Origin of the sequence: Shinella sp. M27 (assembly GCF_049199905.1) — a bacterium.
Taxonomy (GTDB): Bacteria; Pseudomonadota; Alphaproteobacteria; order Rhizobiales; family Rhizobiaceae; genus Shinella.
In genome coordinates, this window is record NZ_JBLZPK010000060.1 from 236,963 (window position 1) to 253,021 (window position 16,059).

Genomic DNA, 16,059 nt, shown 5'->3' on the forward strand with positions numbered 1-16,059 from the left:
CACTTACGTTAGATCATTCGGAAACGCTGAGGAAGCGGCTGAGGTGCTGGTTGGCGGCATTGTCCTGCCAGCCCTGGACCTTCCCGGAGACGAGCCACAGATCGGCCTGCGTGAGGAACGGCGCGATCGGCTGTTCCTTCATGAGAACCGCTTCGGCATCATGCAGGACCTTGGCACGGGCGGCCGGGTCGCGCTCTTCATACGACTTCTTCATCAGAGCGTCGTAATCGGCATTGTTGAACTGGCCGTAGTTGAAAGTCTTGTTGGTGCTAACGCTGAGGCCGAGGAAGTTTTCCGGATCCGCATAGTCGGCGACCCAGCCGGCGCGTGCCACGTTGAACTTGCCGCCTTCCTGCAGGTAGGCGTAGTGCGAGGACACGTCGAGGTTCACCATCGAGACATCGGCGCCGAAGGTGTTCTTCCACATGTCGGCCACAGCGGTGGCCACGCGCTCGTGGTTCGGGTTGGTGTTGTAGCGGATCTCGATCTTCAGCGGCTTGCCGCCTTCGCCATAGCCCGCTTCCTTCATCAGCTTGAGCGCCTCGTCCTCACGGTCGAGCTGCGACATGGCGCCGAAATCGGCGGTCGCCGGCGTGTAGCCTTGGATGCCCGGAGGCACCATGGAATAGGCCGGCAGCTGCGAGCCGGAATAGATTTCCTTGGCCAGGAAGTCGCGATCGACGGCCATGGAGAGCGCGCGGCGCACACGCACGTCGCTATAGGGCTCCTGGCGGGTGTCGAAGGCGTAATAATAGGTGGCCAGCGTCGGCGATACATGCACCTGCTCGCCATAGCTCTTCTTCAAGCGCTCGATCTGGTCGGCGGAGAAATTGTAGACGAGGTCCATTTCCTTAGCCTCGAAACGGCGCACGGACGCCGCCTGGTCGTCAATCGGGTAGAACACCACCTTGTCGAGCTTAACGTTTGCGGCATCCCAGTAGCTGGCGTTCTTCTCTACGACAAGGTTGTCGTTCGGAACGTGGCTGACCAGCTTGAAGGCGCCGTTCGACACCATCGTGCCGGGCTTGACGAAATCCGCGCCGTTCTTCTCGACGCTCGCCTTGGAGACCGGCAGCGCCGTCTGGTGCGCCAAGAGTTCGAGGAAGAAGGGCGTCGGGCGCTCCAGCGTGATTTCCACGGTCTTGGCATCCACGGCCTTCACGCGGAGCTGGTCGAGGCCGAGCTCGCCCTTATTGACCTTTTCGGCATTCTTGATCGGGTAAAGGATATTGGCGTAACCGGCTGCCGTCTTCGGATCTTCGACGCGGGTGAACGAGAAGGCGAAGTCTTCCGCCGTCACCGGCGAGCCGTCCGACCACTTGGCGTTTTCGCGCAGCTTGAACGTGTAGACCGTGCCGTCGTCGGAAACGGTCCAGCTTTCGGCCGCACCGGGCACGATCTTGCCGGCGGCGTCATAGATCGTCAGGCCTTCATAGAGGTCCTTGAGGATGAATTCCTCGATATTGATGGAGGTGTGCGCCTGATCGAGCGTCTGAGGCTCGCCGGCATTGCCGCGGTGGAGCACCGCTTCGGCGAGTGCCGGGCTTGCGCCGATGAGGATCGCGCCGGCCAGAAGTGCTGCACGAAAACCGATCATTTTGTTTGCCATTTTGTTGTCCTTCCCCTTTGTTGTTTTTTGGGTGCACAATCAATTGTCGCTGTTTTGTCCGTTGGCAAGACCCTAAAAACAGGAAATGCACCGCGCATCTGCAACCTGCGAGAAGCATGCAAAAGCTGGAAAAACACGACCTTAAGCGCGGGAAGGACGAGGCGAGTGAGAAGAATATTTCCATTTGCCCAAATTATTCGCAGTTTTCTGCCCACCGTTTTGCACGAATTTCTGCGATTGATCCGCCATCGAACACGAGCCAGAAACGGAGTCCCACGATGAACTGGTTGAAGACCCTCGCTGCCGCCGCAGCGCTCCAGGCCGCTATCCTCGCACCCGCCCATGCCGGCGAAAACCTCGCTGCCATTCAGTCGGCCGGCGCGCTGAAGATCGGCACCGAAGGCACCTACGCGCCCTTCACCTACCATGATACCGACGGCAAGCTGGTCGGCTTCGACGTCGAGATCGGCGAAGCCATCGCCAAGAAGCTTGGCGTCAAGGCCGAGTTCCTCGAAGGCAAGTGGGACGGCCTGATCGCCGGCCTCGACGCCAACCGTTACGACGCGGTGATAAACCAGGTCGGCATCACCGAAGCACGCAAGCAGAAATACGACTTCTCCGAGCCCTATATCGCTTCCAAGGCCGTGCTGATCGTGCGCGCCGACGACGACAGCATCAAGGGCTTCGCCGACCTGAAGGGCAAGAAGTCCGCCCAGTCGCTGACCAGCAACTTCGGCAAGATCGCCGAGGGCGCCGGCGCAGAACTCGTCGGCACCGACGGTTTCGACCAATCGATCCAGCTCGTGCTGACCGGCCGCGCCGACGCCACGATCAACGACAGCCTGTCCTTCCTCGACTTCAAGAAGCACAAGCCCGATGCGAACGTGAAGATCGCCGCCGAGCAAGAAAACGCCGACTATTCCGGCGTGATCATCCGCAAGGGCGAGCCGGAACTGCTGGAAGCGATCAACAAGGCGCTCGTCGACATCAAGGCCGACGGCACCTACAAGGCGATCTCCGACAAGTATTTCGGCCAGGACGTCTCGAAGTAATCAAGTGACGGCCGCTTCGCGGCGGGCCGTTCCTGTCCTATAGATGAAACGACCGACTGGCCGGGGATCACTCCGGCCAGCCGCATTTCGGAGGGTTTCCCGTGCCGCCGTGGCTTCAACTGATGCTGGATTCGCTTGCGCCCCTTCTGTGGGCCGCCCTTGTCTTCACCATTCCGCTCACCCTCCTGTCCTTCGTGCTGGGTCTGACACTCGGCCTTTTGACCGCCATCGCGCGGCTGTTCGGACCGAAGCCGCTGGTCGCCGTCGCCCGCTTCTATGTCTGGGTGATCCGCGGCACGCCGCTGCTCGTGCAGCTCTTTGTCATCTTCTACGGCCTGCCGAGCGTCGGCATCCTGCTCGACGCCTTCCCGGCCGCCCTCATCGGCTTCACGCTGAATGTCGGCGCCTATACGTCGGAGATCATCCGCGCCGTCATCGCCTCGGTGCCGCGCGGCCAGTGGGAGGCGGCCTACTCCATCGGCATGAGTTGGTCGCAGGCCATGCGCCGCACCATCCTGCCGCAGGCGACGCGCGTCGCCGTGCCGCCGCTCTCCAACACCTTCATCTCGCTGGTGAAGGACACCTCGCTCGCCGCCGCCGTCACCGTGCCGGAACTCTTCCAGACCGCGCAGCGCATCGTCGCCACCACCTATGAGCCGCTGATCCTCTATATCGAGGCGGCGCTGATCTACCTGTCATTGAGCTCCGTGCTCTCCGCCCTGCAGGTGCGGCTGGAGAAGCGCTTTGCCCGCTATGGCGGCTTCCTGGAGGCCCGCACATGATCGAGCTCAGCCACATCGAAAAACGCTTCGGCGACAACCACGTGCTGCGCGACATCAGCCTCAACATGGCCGAGGGCACGGTGACGGCGCTGGTCGGCCCCTCAGGCGGCGGCAAGAGCACGCTTCTGCGCTGCATCAACCTTCTGGAGATACCGACCTTGGGTTCCATCAAGCTCGGCGACGAGAAGATCGACTTCGCCCCCGGCCGCAAGGTCGGCTGGGATGCGATCCAGAAGCTGCGCCGGCAGACCGGCATGGTCTTCCAGAATTTCCAGCTCTTCCCGCACCAGACGGCCATCGCCAATGTCATGGAAGGCCTCGTCACCGTCTTGAAATGGCCCGCCGACAAGGCGCGCGCCCGTGCGCGGGAACTGCTCGAAAAGGTCGGCATGGCGCACAAGGCGGATGCCTGGCCGGCAACGCTGTCCGGCGGCCAGCAACAGCGTGTGGCCATCGCCCGTGCGCTCGCCCCCTCGCCGCGCGTGCTGCTCTGCGACGAGCCGACCTCGGCGCTCGATCCGGAGCTTGCCGAAGAGGTGGTGGAAGTGCTGAGCCGGCTTGCCCGCGAAGGCACGACCATGGTCATGGCGACGCATGATCTGCGGCTTGCCTCGCGTGTCGCCGATGCGGTGGTTTTCCTCGATGGAGGCGTGATCGTCGAGCAGGGTCCGCCGCGCTCGATCTTCTCCGCACCGGAGCGGGAACGCACGAAAAAATTCATCGCCTCGCTGAGCGCACCGCAGAACTACGATATATAGACTGCACGCGACCTCACGTTACGGTAGCGACTAAATACGCGACGCGGCAGTTGCATCCGCTCTACGATTCAAGCAGAGTAATGGGATAAATGTATCTCGCCATGCCCCGGCATGCTTAAGGGGAGAAAGTCTCATGAACAAGAAAGTCCCTAACCCGATCGACGTCTTCGTCGGTTCCCGCGTCCGCCTGCGCAGGCTGATGGTGGGCATGAGCCAGGAGGCACTGGCCGACCGGCTGGGTGTCACCTTCCAGCAGGTTCAGAAATACGAAAAGGGCACCAACCGCATCAGCGCGAGCCGCCTCCAGGCGATCTCCGACGTATTTCGCGTGCCGCCGAGCTTCTTCTTCCAGGACGACGACAGCAACGCACCGAGCACGGGTGCCGGGCACGAGACAGGCGACGTCTCGACCTTCGTCTCCTCCAAGGAAGGCCTCGACCTCAACCGCGCCTTCCTGAAGATCGAGGATGCCGGCGTGCGCAAGTCGATCATCCAGCTCGCAACCGCGCTGTCCAAGGCAAGTGCCGCCGAAACGGCAGGCGACCGCGCTGAAAACGCACCGGAACTGCGGATCTGAGCCCAGAATGCCGGCACGGCTGCAGACGTTCGGTCATCTGCGCCTGCTCGACGAGGGCGGCAACGACATCGTCTTTCCCGAAAAGGCGCTCCTGATCCTCTGCTATCTCCTGACGCGCGGCATCACCGAGATGCCCCGCGCGGAGGCTGCGAGCCTTTTCTGGGATGAGGAACACAGCGCCAGCGCCTTCGCCAATCTCCGGCAGACGGTCTCCCGCGTCCAAAAGCGTCAGCGCGAGCTGGACCGATCCTACCTCACCTTTACCGACACGGCGGTTTTGCTCGGGCCTGAATCTATCGAAAGCGATGTGGGGCAGGTTCGCGACGGCGCGCATCTCGATACGTTGACAGACCTATTGAGCGAGGACTTCCTGAAATATACCCGGTCGGGTAACCGCGTGCTGATGAGCTGGATCACGTTGCAGCGAACGGCGCATATAGCGCTCTTGCGCAGCACGCTGCTCAGCGGAAACGCAACCGAAAACGGCGTGACGCGGCAGGTGCGTTCTGCAGCAGCCCTTCGCCTTCTGGAAAGCAGCCCGGACGATGACGAGGTCCGGGCCGTGCTGACAGGCCGGCCGGCCTTGCACGCGCCCCTCATGACGCTTCAGCCGACCATCCAGTTGCTGACGCCGCACGAGCACGACATTTCACGCCCCCGCAAGAACCCGCCACGCGTCGTGCTCTTGCCCCCCGTCACCACGCTTGCCGCGCGCAATGCCGCGCGCTTTTCCGAAGCATTGATCGAGGATGTGACGATCGGGCTCTGCGCCCTGCGCTCCATCTCGATCATCGCGCCGCACACCGCAGCCCAGATATCGCTGCAGACCGACCGGGCCGCCACCTACGAACGCCACAAGATCAGCTACATCCTCGAGACGAGGCTGCGCGACGAGGGCGACAGCCATACGCTCTTTGCCCAGCTCATCTTCTTCGGCAGCGACGAGGTCATCTGGGCAGACCGCTTCCCGCTGACCGCGGAGGGTCTGGCCCGTTCACGCCAGATGATCGCCCATCAGATCGCGGGCGCGATTGCGACGCAGATCGAGATGAACGAAATCATCCGGAACGATTACGAGCACGACCCCAATGCCTATCGCAGCTTCCTCCTCGGGCAGGGGCAGCTCAAGAACCTTGATCTGCGTGACGTTCGCAAGGCCCGCAAGAGTTTTCGCGAGGCGTTGCAAGCCAAAAACGGCTTCGCGCCGGCGCTTGGCGGACTCGCACGCAGCTATTTCCTGGAATGGCTTCTGACAGCGCGTGGCGACGAGGACCTGTTGCGGCAAGCGGAACGCTATGCGGAGGAAACCATCCGCATCGATGAACGCTTGCCTGCCGGATACCGCGAGCTTGGTGTGGTGAAGCTCTATGCCCGGTGTTTCGACGAGAGCGCCGCCTATCTCGACCGTGCCGAGACGCTGAGCCCGCATCACGCCAATGTCATTGCCAGCTATGCCGACACCCTGGTGCAAGGCTCGCAACCGGAACTGGGCCTGAAGAAGATCAACCACGCGATCGACCTCAACCCCCTGCCCCCGGACGAATATTTCTGGACGGCGGCGGGTGCCGCCTATGCGCTCGGCAGATATGAGGAAGCGCTGGCTTACATTACCCGCATGAAGGACAAGGAGCCGGTCCACCGCCTGTCCGCCGCGTGCTGGGCCATGCTCGGGGACGTCAAAAAAGCGCGTCTGTTCGTACGCCGAACCTTTGAAAGCAATCCCAATTTCGATTTCGAGTCCTGGACGGCGATCATTCCGTTCAAGGAAGAATGGCAGCGAAAGCACTATTACGACGGGCTTAAACGCGCCGGTTTTTAACAAAGCGATCAACAAAGGAGACTGATCATGACGAGAATCGTAGTTCTGGGCATTGAAGGTGATGACGGCCTGTGGGCGGCCAATCTCGATACGGGCACCGTGACGCAGATCGCGGTACCGGCCAGCGGCCCCCTGAAGGCGGCAGACGACCTGCGCAAGGCCGGCGCAACGGTAACCGTCGGCGTCAATCTCGCGACGCTGGCCACGGCCGAAGGCTCCGCAGAACCGTCCGGCGGCTTCTACGATAAATAAATCCCGGCGGCTCATGGGGCATGACCGTCTATTCGGACCGCATTTGCGGCCCCGATGAAACCTGGAGCCGGATCGAGGCCTTGCTGCCTCGGTTCGGCCCATGTGTTTCTGGGCATGTAGGGGATCGATCCGCGTCTCTATTGAAGGTCAAAAAACATTTGCCTCTCCGCGAGGGGCTGTTACCTTTTCGTGGTTTAATCAGAGAGGAGAAGAATATGTCTCGAGTAGTCATGATCGGAATCGAAGGGGAGCCAGGCCTTTGGATGGCAGACCTTGATGCACATACTCTCACCGCAGTCGATTCAAAGGCGGCGCACGATCTGTGCAAAGACGGTGAAGTCGCAACGCACTGCATCGATCTCGCAGCCTTTTCTCAAACAGCCGAGCCCCTTTCCGGGGGATATATGGACAAATGAGCTTATCCCACGTCGGCATGCGCACCCGCCGGCGTGGCATATTCCACCGGAACACCGAAACGCATCGCTCTCGGCTTCGAATGAGGGAATTACCTGCGGGGTCGCCATCTTTTGGCAGGAACCGTTTTCAACGATTGCAGTCGATGTCGCGAATGATCTGTGCAAACCGGCAAATCCGCTCCGATATAAGTGACGCGTGAGCACCCAACGGCTCATATTATGACAGCCTATTCTGACCGCATTTGCGGCCCTGACGAAACTTGGCGCCGGATCGAAGGTCTTTTGCCTCGTTTTGGCATCACCCGCCTTTCCCGCCTCACGGGCCTCGACCGGCTCGGCATTCCCGTCTGGAATGCCGTGAGCCCGAATGCACGTTCCATCGTCATCAACCAGGGCAAGGGCATCACGGATATCGATGCCCGGGTTTCCGCTGCGATGGAGGGACTTGAACGGGCGATTGCCGGCGATCCTCTCGTGCCTGTACGAAAATCCTCCCGACAGGCCTTTGCCGAGACGGGACAAACATGCCTGCCGCTCGACATTTTCGTTGCCGCCGGGCAGGCCTTCATCGACGAAAATGAAGAAATCGACTGGCTTACCGGCTATGACATCGTGACCGGTGAGCGCGTCTTCCTGCCACGAGAGGCCGTCTGCCTCGACCGGACGAACCCAGCGCCACGCTTCTGGCAATCCTCCGATGGCCTGGCCTCCGGCAATTCCGAATCCGAGGCGATCCTGCATGGCCTGCTCGAGCGCATCGAACGCGATGCCGACCGGCTCTGGCGCCTGCTGCCACGTACAAAACGCCTTGCCTATGCGATCGACCCCGCCACCATCGACGACCCCGTCGTGACCGATCTTGTCGGACGCATCCGCGATGCCGGCCTCCACCTGAAGCTCTTCGACATCACCAGCGATCTCGCCATTCCCACCTATGCCGCCGTGCTGGGCAACGAGGGCCTCGCCGAAAAACAGCAGCCGCTCTTCCACGACGCCACGATCGGCTACGGCACGCATCCGGTCGCGCTACGCGCCGTCATCCGCGCGCTCACCGAAGTCGCGCAATCGCGCCTGACCTATATCAGCGGTGCCCGCGACGATCTTTTTGCCGAAACGTTCACGCGACCATTGGCGCCGGAAACGCTTGCTCTGTTCGATGCTCAGCCCAGTCCTGCCCAAACCTATCCCTCGCCGCAAGGCGATGCGGCGGCCTTGCTCGTCCACTGCCTCGAAAAACTGGCGCATGCCCAAGTCACCCCTATCGTCGCGGTGCCACTCGGCGACGCTACGCTGCCGATCTCGGTGGTGAAGGTCGTCGTTCCCGCACTGGAAAACCCCGAGGGTGCGCGCCGGCACACCGTCGGCACGCGGGCGCTCTCGCGCATGGTCTTCGGATCGATATGAAAAAAGTTCTCTTCGTCGGCCCCAGCCTGCCCGATGCGGCCGCCCTGTGCGGCGATGCCGTTCAGGTGCTGCCCCCTGCGGCGCATGGCGACGTGTTGACCGCCGTGCGGAAAGGCGCAGTGGCGATCGGTATCGTTGACGGCAATTTCGAACATGTCGCGCCCGTCTGGCACAAGGAAATCCTCCATGCGCTGGAAGAGGGCGTCACCGTTTTCGGGGCCGCCAGCATGGGCGCACTGCGCGCCGCCGAGTGCGATGCATTCGGCATGATCGGGGTCGGCCGCATCTATGCGGACTATGCCGTCGGACACCGGATCGATGATGCCGACGTCGCACTGCTGCACGGTCCGGCGGAACTGGGGTATCCGGCACTATCGCTTCCGCTCGTCAACGCCGACGCCACGTTGGACCGGTTGGATGCACTGGAAGCCATTGATAAGTATGACATATCACGCCTTCGTGATGCCGCCGGCAGCCTTTTCTACAAGGACCGGACCTGGCCCGCGATCCTCAAAGCCGCTGGATTGGGGGAAGATGAAAAACGCCTCCTACAACTTCTCCATGCAGCAACGGTCAACCGGAAGCGCGAGGACGCGCTTGCCCTTGTTGCTGCAATACGGGATTTCCAGCCGGGAACCCCTGCCAAACAGGGAAACTGGACCTTTCGGGCAACCTCGCTTTGGCGCATCGCGGCCGATCAACCCAAAGCGAAGCAAAGCGTGTAGTTTCCCATTCCGCGTGTGTCACGCTTGAGTCACGCGCAAAAACCCGGAGTCACGCCTATAGTTCAGGCAGGGCTTAAGACGAGCATTGCTCTGGGGGCATGGGACATGAAAATCGACATCGTAGAAACGGAAGACCGCAGCACCGAGCTGATCGCCTTGGCGCGTCTCGTGGCCTTTGCAATCGAATCCGCCAAATCGCTGGACGCCGAAGTTGTCGAGTTCTGCCTCGACAAGGCGCTCCGCGCCGTGCTCGACCAGATCGACGAGCCGGCCCGCATGACGTTGACGGCAAGCGACATCATGCTGATGAATCGATCGCCGCTCTGTTGAGCGGGGCAAGACCTTAGATCGGGTTCGCTTTTCTTCGAATCGCGAAACCGCCCTGGTTGATTTTTTTACGCAATTCCGGACGCAAAACCGCTACGCACTTTTGCTGGAATTGCTTTAGCCGCCGTCTCCTCCACGGCGCCGATCGTGCGGGCGGCCCGAACCTGCGGGCCGCCGCCGATCTCCTGATATGCGGAGTGTCTTGACCGACGCCTTCAGCGCAAGGCGGTGGCTCATTCCGTTCACAACCACGTCATCCGTCCACTTCCCCGCCGGAAATCACCTTTGCGGCCTTTTCCCCGGCATCGTCCCGCCTTAGGCAGGCGAGCAAGGCGGCCATTCCGGCACCCGGAAAGAAGAATGGCATGGTCGTCCCGGTGGATACTTCACGAAACAGGTCGAAAGAGCGACGACATCGCATCCCTGCCGCGCACCGATCGCTGACGGCATGGTGTGCGTCGCCATGAGCGCGCTTGCGGCCTATGGCGGCCTTTTCCTCGCGGCTTTCCTTGCCGCAACCCTTGTTCCCGCGCAGTCCGAGGCTGTGCTCGCCGGCCTGCTCGCCCTCGGGCACCACTCTCCGGCCTTGCTCATCCTCGTCGCCGGCACCGGCAATGTGCTCGGCTCCGTCGTCAACTGGCTGCTGGGGCGCGGCATCGAGCGTTATCGCGAAGCGCGCTGGTTTCCCGTCAGCGCAGAAAGCCTGGAACGCGCCGGACGCTGGTATCGCCGCTACGGCTGGTGGAGCCTGCTGTTGAGTTGGCTACCCATTATCGGTGACCCCTTGACGCTTGCCGCCGGCATCATGCGCGAGCCCTTCCCGCGCTTTCTGCTGGTCGTCACCATCGCAAAATTCGGCCGCTACGTTGTCCTCGCCGCGGCAATCCTGCATTGGCTTTGAATTTTTTTGCCATGACGATGGAATGAGCACCGCGCAGCTTTCGTATATTGGGTCATGAACGGAAAGACACCCGGCTTCAACGTGATCGGACAGCTTGCGGCGCTCAGGCGCTATGCGCTTTCGCTCGTCCGCAATCCGGACGAGGCGGAAGATCTCGTGCACGATGCACTCGTGAAAGCCTACGAGCGGCAGTCGAGCTTCCGCACCGGTGCCAATGTACGCAACTGGCTGATGTCCATTCTGCACAATGCGCATATCGACCGCCTGCGCCAGCGCCGCTCGCTGGAGCGCCGCCACGATGCGGCGGCCGATCTCGCCGAACGCGCGATGCCGGCGAACCAGGACCATTCGGTGCGGCTCACGCAGCTGCGCGACGCGTTCTTCGGCCTGCCGGAAGACCAGCGCGCGGCGCTGCATCTCGTCGCTATCGAGGAGCTTTCCTATCAGGAAGCGGCCGACACGCTGAAGATTCCGGTGGGCACGCTGATGTCGCGCGTTGCCCGCGCCCGCGAACGGCTGCGCAGCTTCGAACAGAGCGGTCCGGCCGCGACCGTAACCCATCTCAAAATCGTCGGAGGCACTGACGATGACAAGCAATGACCCCATTCTCGAGGCCGATCTCAACGCCTATGTCGACGACCAGCTCGCCGTCGGCCGGCGCATCGAGGTGGAAGCCTATTTGTCGGAACGGCCCGAAACCGCAGCCCAGATCATGAAGGACCTGCGCGTGCGCGACGAACTGCGCCTGGCGCTTGCCGACCACCGCGCGGTGATGCGGCAGGAAACGCGCGAGGCCGCACGCCTGCTCGAACGGGCGCTGTCGCGCCGCCGCGTCTTCGGTTTCCTGCGCCGCGCCGCCACCATCGCGCTCTTTGTCGCCGCCGGCTGGGTCGCCCATGCGGCCTTCGGCCCCTTCGGCGCAACCGAGGTCGTGGCATCGACGCCGCCGCCCGTCTTCGTGGAAGAGGCGGTGCGGGCGCACAAGACGACGCTTCTGCGCGATTACATGGCGTCTCAGCCGGAAACGGAAAACTTCGACCCCGCCGAGATCCGCTCTGCGACGGCAATCGTCCTGCCGGACCTGCCGAAGGGCTGGGGCGTCGTCGACACGCAGGTCTTCCCCTCGGCCTACGGCCCAAGCGTCGAACTGGTGCTGGAGCCCCGGAAGGATGAGCGCCTGTCGCTTTTCGCCGTGCGCCCCGGCTCCTTTGCCGTGCAGCACGTGCTGCTCTTCCACGCCGACAATGCCCGCGCCGCCTATTGGCAGATCGGCGATGTCGCCTATGCGCTGGTGTCGGAAAGCCGCAAGGCCGACGAGCTGGCCGAAACCGCGCGGGATCTTTCCCGCACGCTCTACTGATCAACCGTTTCCAGAAGGAGATTTCAGATGGAACCCGTACAACAACGATTTGGCTATGGCGCGCAGGCGCAATCGGCCGCCCTCTTCGACGAGGGCCTGCGCCAGCACATGCTGCGCGTCTACAACTACATGGGCGCCGGCCTCGTCATCACCGGCCTCGTCGCCTTCATCGTCGGCTCGACGCCGGCGCTCTACGTGCCAATCTTCTCCTCCCCGCTGAAGTGGGTGGTGATGCTTGCGCCGCTCGCCTTCGTCTTCTTCTTCTCGTTCAAGATCCAGACAATGTCGGCCGGCACAGCCCAGATGACCTTCTGGGCGTTCTGCGCCGTCATGGGCCTGTCGCTCGCCTCGGTATTCCTCGTCTTCACCGGCATGAGCATCGCCCGCACCTTCTTCATCGCCGCAACGATGTTCGGCACGACAAGCCTCTACGGCTACGTGACAAAGCGGGATCTGTCGAAGGTCGGCTCGTTCCTGATGATGGGCCTGATCGGCGTTGTCATCGCCTCGGTCGTCAACATCTTCCTCGGCTCGAGCGCGCTGCAGTTCGCGATTTCCGTCATCGGCATCGTCGTCTTCGTCGGCCTGACCGCCTGGGACACGCAGAACATCAAGGAACAGTATGCCGAAAACATCGACCAGGAATCGAGCCAGAAGATGGCTGTGTTCGGTGCGCTCTCGCTGTATCTCAATTTCGTCAACATCTTCCAGCTGCTGCTGAATTTCACGGGTGAACGCGAGTAGTTTTCGTGAATGATTTCAAAGGGAACGGCGGGGCTATGCTCCGCCGTTTCTTTTTGTGCGCATGCAATAAACCGTAAGAATTTACTTACATAAATTACCCATGTTGACAAATCGGCCCGCAGCGTTTTTGCTTAAGGCATTCACCAGGGGGGTCCCGACAAGGGGCTGAGATACTGCTGGCTTTCGCAGCGCAGTGACCCGTTGAACCTGATCCAGTTCATACTGGCGTAGGGACGGTGCAAGCGCTGTGGCAGGACATCCGCAAACCCGGATTCCGTCTCGGCGTCCTTCCATCATTCCGGCTCTAGGACTGGGTCTCCAAACGAACACTTGGAGCCTCACGATGAATATTGCCGCCCAAAAGCTTACCCCGACCGTCACGACCGGCGCCCTGCCCGCCTCGCGCAAGATCCACATTGCCGGCGAAGAACATCCCGACATCCGCGTGCCGATGCGCGAGATTTCGCTCCACCCGACCTCGGGCGAACCGCCCGTCATCGTTTACGATGCCTCCGGCCCCTACACCGACCCCAACCACGTCGTCGCCATCGATGCCGGCCTGCCGCGGCTGCGCGAAAGCTGGGTTATCGCCCGCGGCGACACCGAGGGGTACGAAGGCCGCCATGTCCGCCCCGAGGATAACGGCTTTGCAACGGGCGAGCGCCTGACGCCGGAATTTCCCGTCCGCAACCACCCGCGCCGCGCGAAGGACGGCAAGTCGGTGACGCAGCTCGCCTACGCCCGGGCCGGCATCATCACGCCGGAAATGGAGTTCATCGCAATCCGGGAAAACCTCGGCCGCAAGGCGGCAAAAGAGGCCCTTGCCCGCGACGGCGAAAGTTTTGACGCGCATATCCCCGATTTCGTGACACCGGACTTCGTCCGCCAGGAGGTCGCGAGCGGCCGGGCCATCATCCCCGCCAATATCAACCATCCGGAAGCCGAGGCGATGATCATCGGCCGGAATTTCCTGGTCAAGATCAACGCCAATATCGGCAATTCCGCCGTCACCTCCTCCATGGCGGAGGAGGTCGAGAAGATGGTCTGGGCGATCCGCTGGGGCGGCGATACGGTCATGGACCTCTCGACCGGCCGCAACATCCACAACATCCGCGAATGGATCATCCGCAATTCGCCTGTGCCGATCGGCACCGTGCCGCTCTACCAGGCGCTGGAGAAGGTCAATGGCATTGCCGAGGACCTCACCTGGGAGGTTTTTCGCGATACGCTGATCGAGCAGGCCGAACAGGGTGTCGATTATTTCACCATCCATGCCGGCGTGCGGCTGCACTACATCCCGCTCACCGTCAACCGCGTCACCGGCATCGTCTCGCGCGGCGGCTCGATCATGGCCAAGTGGTGTCTGCATCACCACAGGGAAAGCTTCCTCTACGAGCATTTCGAGGAAATCTGCGACATCTGCCGCGCCTATGACGTCTCCTTCTCGCTCGGCGACGGCCTGCGTCCCGGCTCGATTGCCGACGCCAACGATGCCGCGCAGTTCGCCGAACTGGAGACGCTCGGCGAACTCACGCAAATCGCCTGGAAAAAGGACTGCCAGGTCATGATCGAGGGCCCCGGCCATGTGCCGATGCACAAGATCAAGGAGAACATGGACAAGCAGTTGAAGACCTGCGGCGAGGCCCCGTTCTACACGCTCGGGCCCCTGACGACGGACATCGCACCGGGCTACGACCACATCACCTCAGGCATCGGGGCGGCCATGATCGGCTGGTTCGGCACCGCCATGCTCTGCTACGTCACGCCGAAGGAACATCTCGGCCTGCCCGACCGCAACGACGTGAAGGTCGGCGTCATCACCTATAAGATCGCGGCGCATGCGGCCGATCTCGCCAAGGGGCATCCGGCCGCAAAAATCCGCGACGATGCCCTGTCGCGCGCCCGCTTCGAATTCCGCTGGGAGGACCAGTTCAACCTCTCGCTCGACCCGGACACCGCGCGTTCGTTCCACGACGAGACCCTGCCGAAGGAGGCGCACAAAGTCGCGCATTTCTGCTCCATGTGCGGCCCGAAATTCTGCTCCATGCGCATTTCGCACGATATCCGCGCCGAGGCGCAGAAGGAGGGGCTGGAGACGATGGCCCAGAAATTCCGCGAGGGCGGTGATCTCTACATGCCGCTTGCGGGAGAATGACCATGCGCATCCTCGTCAAAGGCGCCGGCGTCGCCGGCCTGACGGTCGCCTGGCAGCTCTATCGCCACGGCTTCGACGTCACCATTCACGAACGGGCCGAGAAAATCGGCCAGGGTGCCTCCGGCTTTGCCGGCGGCATGCTCGCCCCCTGGTGCGAACGGGAAGGCGCGGAAGAACCCGTGCTGACGCTCGGCCGTCTCGCCGCGGACTGGTGGGAAGCCGCCCTTCCCGGCCATGTGCAGCGGCGCGGCACGCTGGTCGTGGCCAGCGGGCGTGATGCCGGTGAGCTTGAGCGTTTTGCGGGACGAACCAGCGGCTGGGAATGGCTGGACGAGCAGGCCATCGCCGCCCTGGAGCCGGATCTCGCCGGCCGCTTCCGCAAGGCGCTGTTCTTCCGGCAGGAGGCGCATCTCGACCCGCGCAAGGCGCTCTCCGCGCTGACGGCGGGGCTTGAGGAGGCGCGTATGCGCTTCCTCTTCGGCCCCGGCGGTGACACGGCCCGTTATGACCGGGTCGTCGATTGCACGGGGGCCGCACAGATCGGGCGCTTGCCCAATCTGCGGGGCGTACGCGGCGAGATGCTGCGGCTTGAAACCGGCGACGTCACCCTTTCCCGTCCCGTCCGCCTGCTGCATCCGCGTCATCCGATCTACATCGTCCCGCGGGAGCGCAATCGCTTCATGGTCGGCGCGACGATGATCGAAAGCGACGATGCCGGCCCCATCGCCGCGCGCTCGCTGATGGAGCTCCTGAACGCCGCCTACAGTCTGCACCCCGCCTTCGGCGAGGCGCGGCTGATCGATACGGGCGCGGGCATTCGCCCCGCCTATCCCGACAACCTGCCGCAGGTGACGGAAGACGGCGACACCCTGCATGTGAACGGCCTCTACCGCCACGGCTTCCTGCTCGCGCCGGCCATGGCCAGCGAGGTCGCGCGCCGGCTGTTTGCCGAACATGCCCAGCCGGAAAGGATGGCCTCATGACCCTCATCATCAACGGCGAGGAGCAGGAGGTTGCCGCGGCAAACCTCGCCGACCTACTGCTCGCCCTCGACTACGAGGGCGACTGGCTGGCGACGGCGGTCAATGGCGAACTGGTGCACCGCGAGGACCGTGCCGCGTTCCCGCTCGACGCGCATGACCGTATCGAAATCCTCTCGCCCATGCAGGGGGGCTGAT

Annotated in this window: 18 protein-coding genes and 1 riboswitch; of the genes, 17 read left to right on the forward strand and 1 reads right to left on the reverse strand. The window is 62.6% G+C overall.

What is annotated here, in order from left to right:
* Positions 1–13: 13 nt before the first annotated feature.
* Positions 14–1,609: a peptide ABC transporter substrate-binding protein gene (locus tag ACOZK4_RS23125; protein WP_421594039.1), complete on the reverse strand. Its 1,596-nt coding sequence runs from the start codon at positions 1,607–1,609 to the stop codon at positions 14–16.
* A 278-nt stretch (positions 1,610–1,887) separates the two neighbouring features.
* Between ACOZK4_RS23125 and ACOZK4_RS23130 the strand changes: the two genes are divergently transcribed.
* The 17 genes from ACOZK4_RS23130 (at position 1,888) to thiS (ending at position 16,058) form a co-directional block, all read left to right on the forward strand.
* A complete protein-coding gene (locus ACOZK4_RS23130) occupies positions 1,888–2,661 on the forward strand; it encodes an amino acid ABC transporter substrate-binding protein (RefSeq protein ID WP_421594040.1) in 774 nt (257 codons plus the stop codon).
* Between the two features lie 101 nt (positions 2,662–2,762).
* Positions 2,763–3,443 carry an amino acid ABC transporter permease gene (locus tag ACOZK4_RS23135; RefSeq protein WP_421594041.1) on the forward strand — a complete coding sequence of 227 codons (681 nt, stop codon included), beginning with the start codon at positions 2,763–2,765 and terminating at the stop codon, positions 3,441–3,443.
* Entirely contained in the window at positions 3,440–4,201 is a 762-nt protein-coding gene (locus tag ACOZK4_RS23140; RefSeq protein WP_421594042.1) for an amino acid ABC transporter ATP-binding protein, read from the forward strand. Before ACOZK4_RS23135 ends, ACOZK4_RS23140 begins: the two co-directional genes overlap by 4 nt.
* Positions 4,202–4,334: 133 nt before the next feature.
* Positions 4,335–4,778, forward strand: a complete 444-nt coding sequence (locus ACOZK4_RS23145) for a helix-turn-helix domain-containing protein (protein ID WP_313525126.1) — start codon at positions 4,335–4,337, stop codon at positions 4,776–4,778.
* Positions 4,779–4,785: 7 nt separating this feature from the next.
* Positions 4,786–6,597: a hypothetical protein gene (locus ACOZK4_RS23150; protein WP_421594044.1), complete on the forward strand. Its 1,812-nt coding sequence runs from the start codon at positions 4,786–4,788 to the stop codon at positions 6,595–6,597.
* A gap of 27 nt (positions 6,598–6,624) precedes the next feature.
* Positions 6,625–6,849, forward strand: a complete 225-nt coding sequence (locus ACOZK4_RS23155) for a hypothetical protein (protein ID WP_313525121.1) — start codon at positions 6,625–6,627, stop codon at positions 6,847–6,849.
* A 20-nt stretch (positions 6,850–6,869) separates the two neighbouring features.
* A complete protein-coding gene (locus ACOZK4_RS23160; protein WP_421594045.1) occupies positions 6,870–7,265 on the forward strand; it encodes a hypothetical protein in 396 nt (131 codons plus the stop codon).
* Between the two features lie 219 nt (positions 7,266–7,484).
* A complete protein-coding gene (locus ACOZK4_RS23165) occupies positions 7,485–8,669 on the forward strand; it encodes a YcaO-like family protein (protein ID WP_421594047.1) in 1,185 nt (394 codons plus the stop codon).
* Positions 8,666–9,394, forward strand: coding sequence for a TfuA-like protein (locus ACOZK4_RS23170; protein WP_421594048.1), 729 nt, complete (start codon positions 8,666–8,668; stop codon positions 9,392–9,394). Before ACOZK4_RS23165 ends, ACOZK4_RS23170 begins: the two co-directional genes overlap by 4 nt.
* A 105-nt stretch (positions 9,395–9,499) precedes the next feature.
* Complete coding sequence (locus ACOZK4_RS23175; RefSeq protein WP_421594049.1) at positions 9,500–9,724, forward strand: hypothetical protein; 225 nt, start codon at positions 9,500–9,502, stop codon at positions 9,722–9,724.
* A 460-nt stretch (positions 9,725–10,184) separates the two neighbouring features.
* The gene (locus ACOZK4_RS23180) at positions 10,185–10,622 is read left to right on the forward strand and encodes a YqaA family protein (protein ID WP_421594050.1); all 438 of its coding nucleotides are present in this window, start codon (positions 10,185–10,187) and stop codon (positions 10,620–10,622) included.
* A gap of 54 nt (positions 10,623–10,676) precedes the next feature.
* Positions 10,677–11,222 carry a sigma-70 family RNA polymerase sigma factor gene (locus ACOZK4_RS23185; RefSeq protein ID WP_421594051.1) on the forward strand — a complete coding sequence of 182 codons (546 nt, stop codon included), beginning with the start codon at positions 10,677–10,679 and terminating at the stop codon, positions 11,220–11,222.
* Entirely contained in the window at positions 11,209–11,982 is a 774-nt protein-coding gene (locus ACOZK4_RS23190; protein ID WP_421594053.1) for an anti-sigma factor family protein, read from the forward strand. The genes ACOZK4_RS23185 and ACOZK4_RS23190 overlap by 14 nt, the downstream gene beginning before the upstream one ends.
* Positions 11,983–12,009: 27 nt before the next feature.
* Positions 12,010–12,726, forward strand: coding sequence for a Bax inhibitor-1/YccA family protein (locus ACOZK4_RS23195; protein ID WP_421594054.1), 717 nt, complete (start codon positions 12,010–12,012; stop codon positions 12,724–12,726).
* A gap of 135 nt (positions 12,727–12,861) precedes the next feature.
* Positions 12,862–12,978: riboswitch (TPP riboswitch) on the forward strand.
* A gap of 91 nt (positions 12,979–13,069) precedes the next feature.
* The gene (gene thiC, locus ACOZK4_RS23200) at positions 13,070–14,881 is read left to right on the forward strand and encodes a phosphomethylpyrimidine synthase ThiC (RefSeq protein ID WP_421594056.1); all 1,812 of its coding nucleotides are present in this window, start codon (positions 13,070–13,072) and stop codon (positions 14,879–14,881) included.
* A 2-nt stretch (positions 14,882–14,883) separates the two neighbouring features.
* A complete protein-coding gene (thiO, locus tag ACOZK4_RS23205) occupies positions 14,884–15,864 on the forward strand; it encodes a glycine oxidase ThiO (RefSeq protein ID WP_421594058.1) in 981 nt (326 codons plus the stop codon).
* Positions 15,861–16,058 carry a sulfur carrier protein ThiS gene (gene thiS, locus ACOZK4_RS23210; protein WP_421594059.1) on the forward strand — a complete coding sequence of 66 codons (198 nt, stop codon included), beginning with the start codon at positions 15,861–15,863 and terminating at the stop codon, positions 16,056–16,058. Before thiO ends, thiS begins: the two co-directional genes overlap by 4 nt.
* Position 16,059: the final 1 nt, after the last annotated feature.

What these genes read in the sequence shown, in the direction of transcription:
- ACOZK4_RS23125 (WP_421594039.1), bottom strand. Translation starts at nt 1,609, where the DNA reads ATGGCAAACAAAATGATCGGTTTTCGTGCAGCACTTCTGGCCGGCGCG.
- ACOZK4_RS23130 (WP_421594040.1), top strand. Translation starts at nt 1,888, where the DNA reads ATGAACTGGTTGAAGACCCTCGCTGCCGCCGCAGCGCTCCAGGCCGCT.
- ACOZK4_RS23140 (WP_421594042.1), top strand. Translation starts at nt 3,440, where the DNA reads ATGATCGAGCTCAGCCACATCGAAAAACGCTTCGGCGACAACCACGTG.
- ACOZK4_RS23145 (WP_313525126.1), top strand. Translation starts at nt 4,335, where the DNA reads ATGAACAAGAAAGTCCCTAACCCGATCGACGTCTTCGTCGGTTCCCGC.
- ACOZK4_RS23150 (WP_421594044.1), top strand. Translation starts at nt 4,786, where the DNA reads ATGCCGGCACGGCTGCAGACGTTCGGTCATCTGCGCCTGCTCGACGAG.
- ACOZK4_RS23155 (WP_313525121.1), top strand. Translation starts at nt 6,625, where the DNA reads ATGACGAGAATCGTAGTTCTGGGCATTGAAGGTGATGACGGCCTGTGG.
- ACOZK4_RS23160 (WP_421594045.1), top strand. Translation starts at nt 6,870, where the DNA reads ATGACCGTCTATTCGGACCGCATTTGCGGCCCCGATGAAACCTGGAGC.
- ACOZK4_RS23165 (WP_421594047.1), top strand. Translation starts at nt 7,485, where the DNA reads ATGACAGCCTATTCTGACCGCATTTGCGGCCCTGACGAAACTTGGCGC.
- ACOZK4_RS23170 (WP_421594048.1), top strand. Translation starts at nt 8,666, where the DNA reads ATGAAAAAAGTTCTCTTCGTCGGCCCCAGCCTGCCCGATGCGGCCGCC.
- ACOZK4_RS23175 (WP_421594049.1), top strand. Translation starts at nt 9,500, where the DNA reads ATGAAAATCGACATCGTAGAAACGGAAGACCGCAGCACCGAGCTGATC.
- ACOZK4_RS23180 (WP_421594050.1), top strand. Translation starts at nt 10,185, where the DNA reads ATGAGCGCGCTTGCGGCCTATGGCGGCCTTTTCCTCGCGGCTTTCCTT.
- ACOZK4_RS23185 (WP_421594051.1), top strand. Translation starts at nt 10,677, where the DNA reads ATGAACGGAAAGACACCCGGCTTCAACGTGATCGGACAGCTTGCGGCG.
- ACOZK4_RS23190 (WP_421594053.1), top strand. Translation starts at nt 11,209, where the DNA reads ATGACAAGCAATGACCCCATTCTCGAGGCCGATCTCAACGCCTATGTC.
- ACOZK4_RS23195 (WP_421594054.1), top strand. Translation starts at nt 12,010, where the DNA reads ATGGAACCCGTACAACAACGATTTGGCTATGGCGCGCAGGCGCAATCG.
- thiC (WP_421594056.1), top strand. Translation starts at nt 13,070, where the DNA reads ATGAATATTGCCGCCCAAAAGCTTACCCCGACCGTCACGACCGGCGCC.
- thiO (WP_421594058.1), top strand. Translation starts at nt 14,884, where the DNA reads ATGCGCATCCTCGTCAAAGGCGCCGGCGTCGCCGGCCTGACGGTCGCC.
- thiS (WP_421594059.1), top strand. Translation starts at nt 15,861, where the DNA reads ATGACCCTCATCATCAACGGCGAGGAGCAGGAGGTTGCCGCGGCAAAC.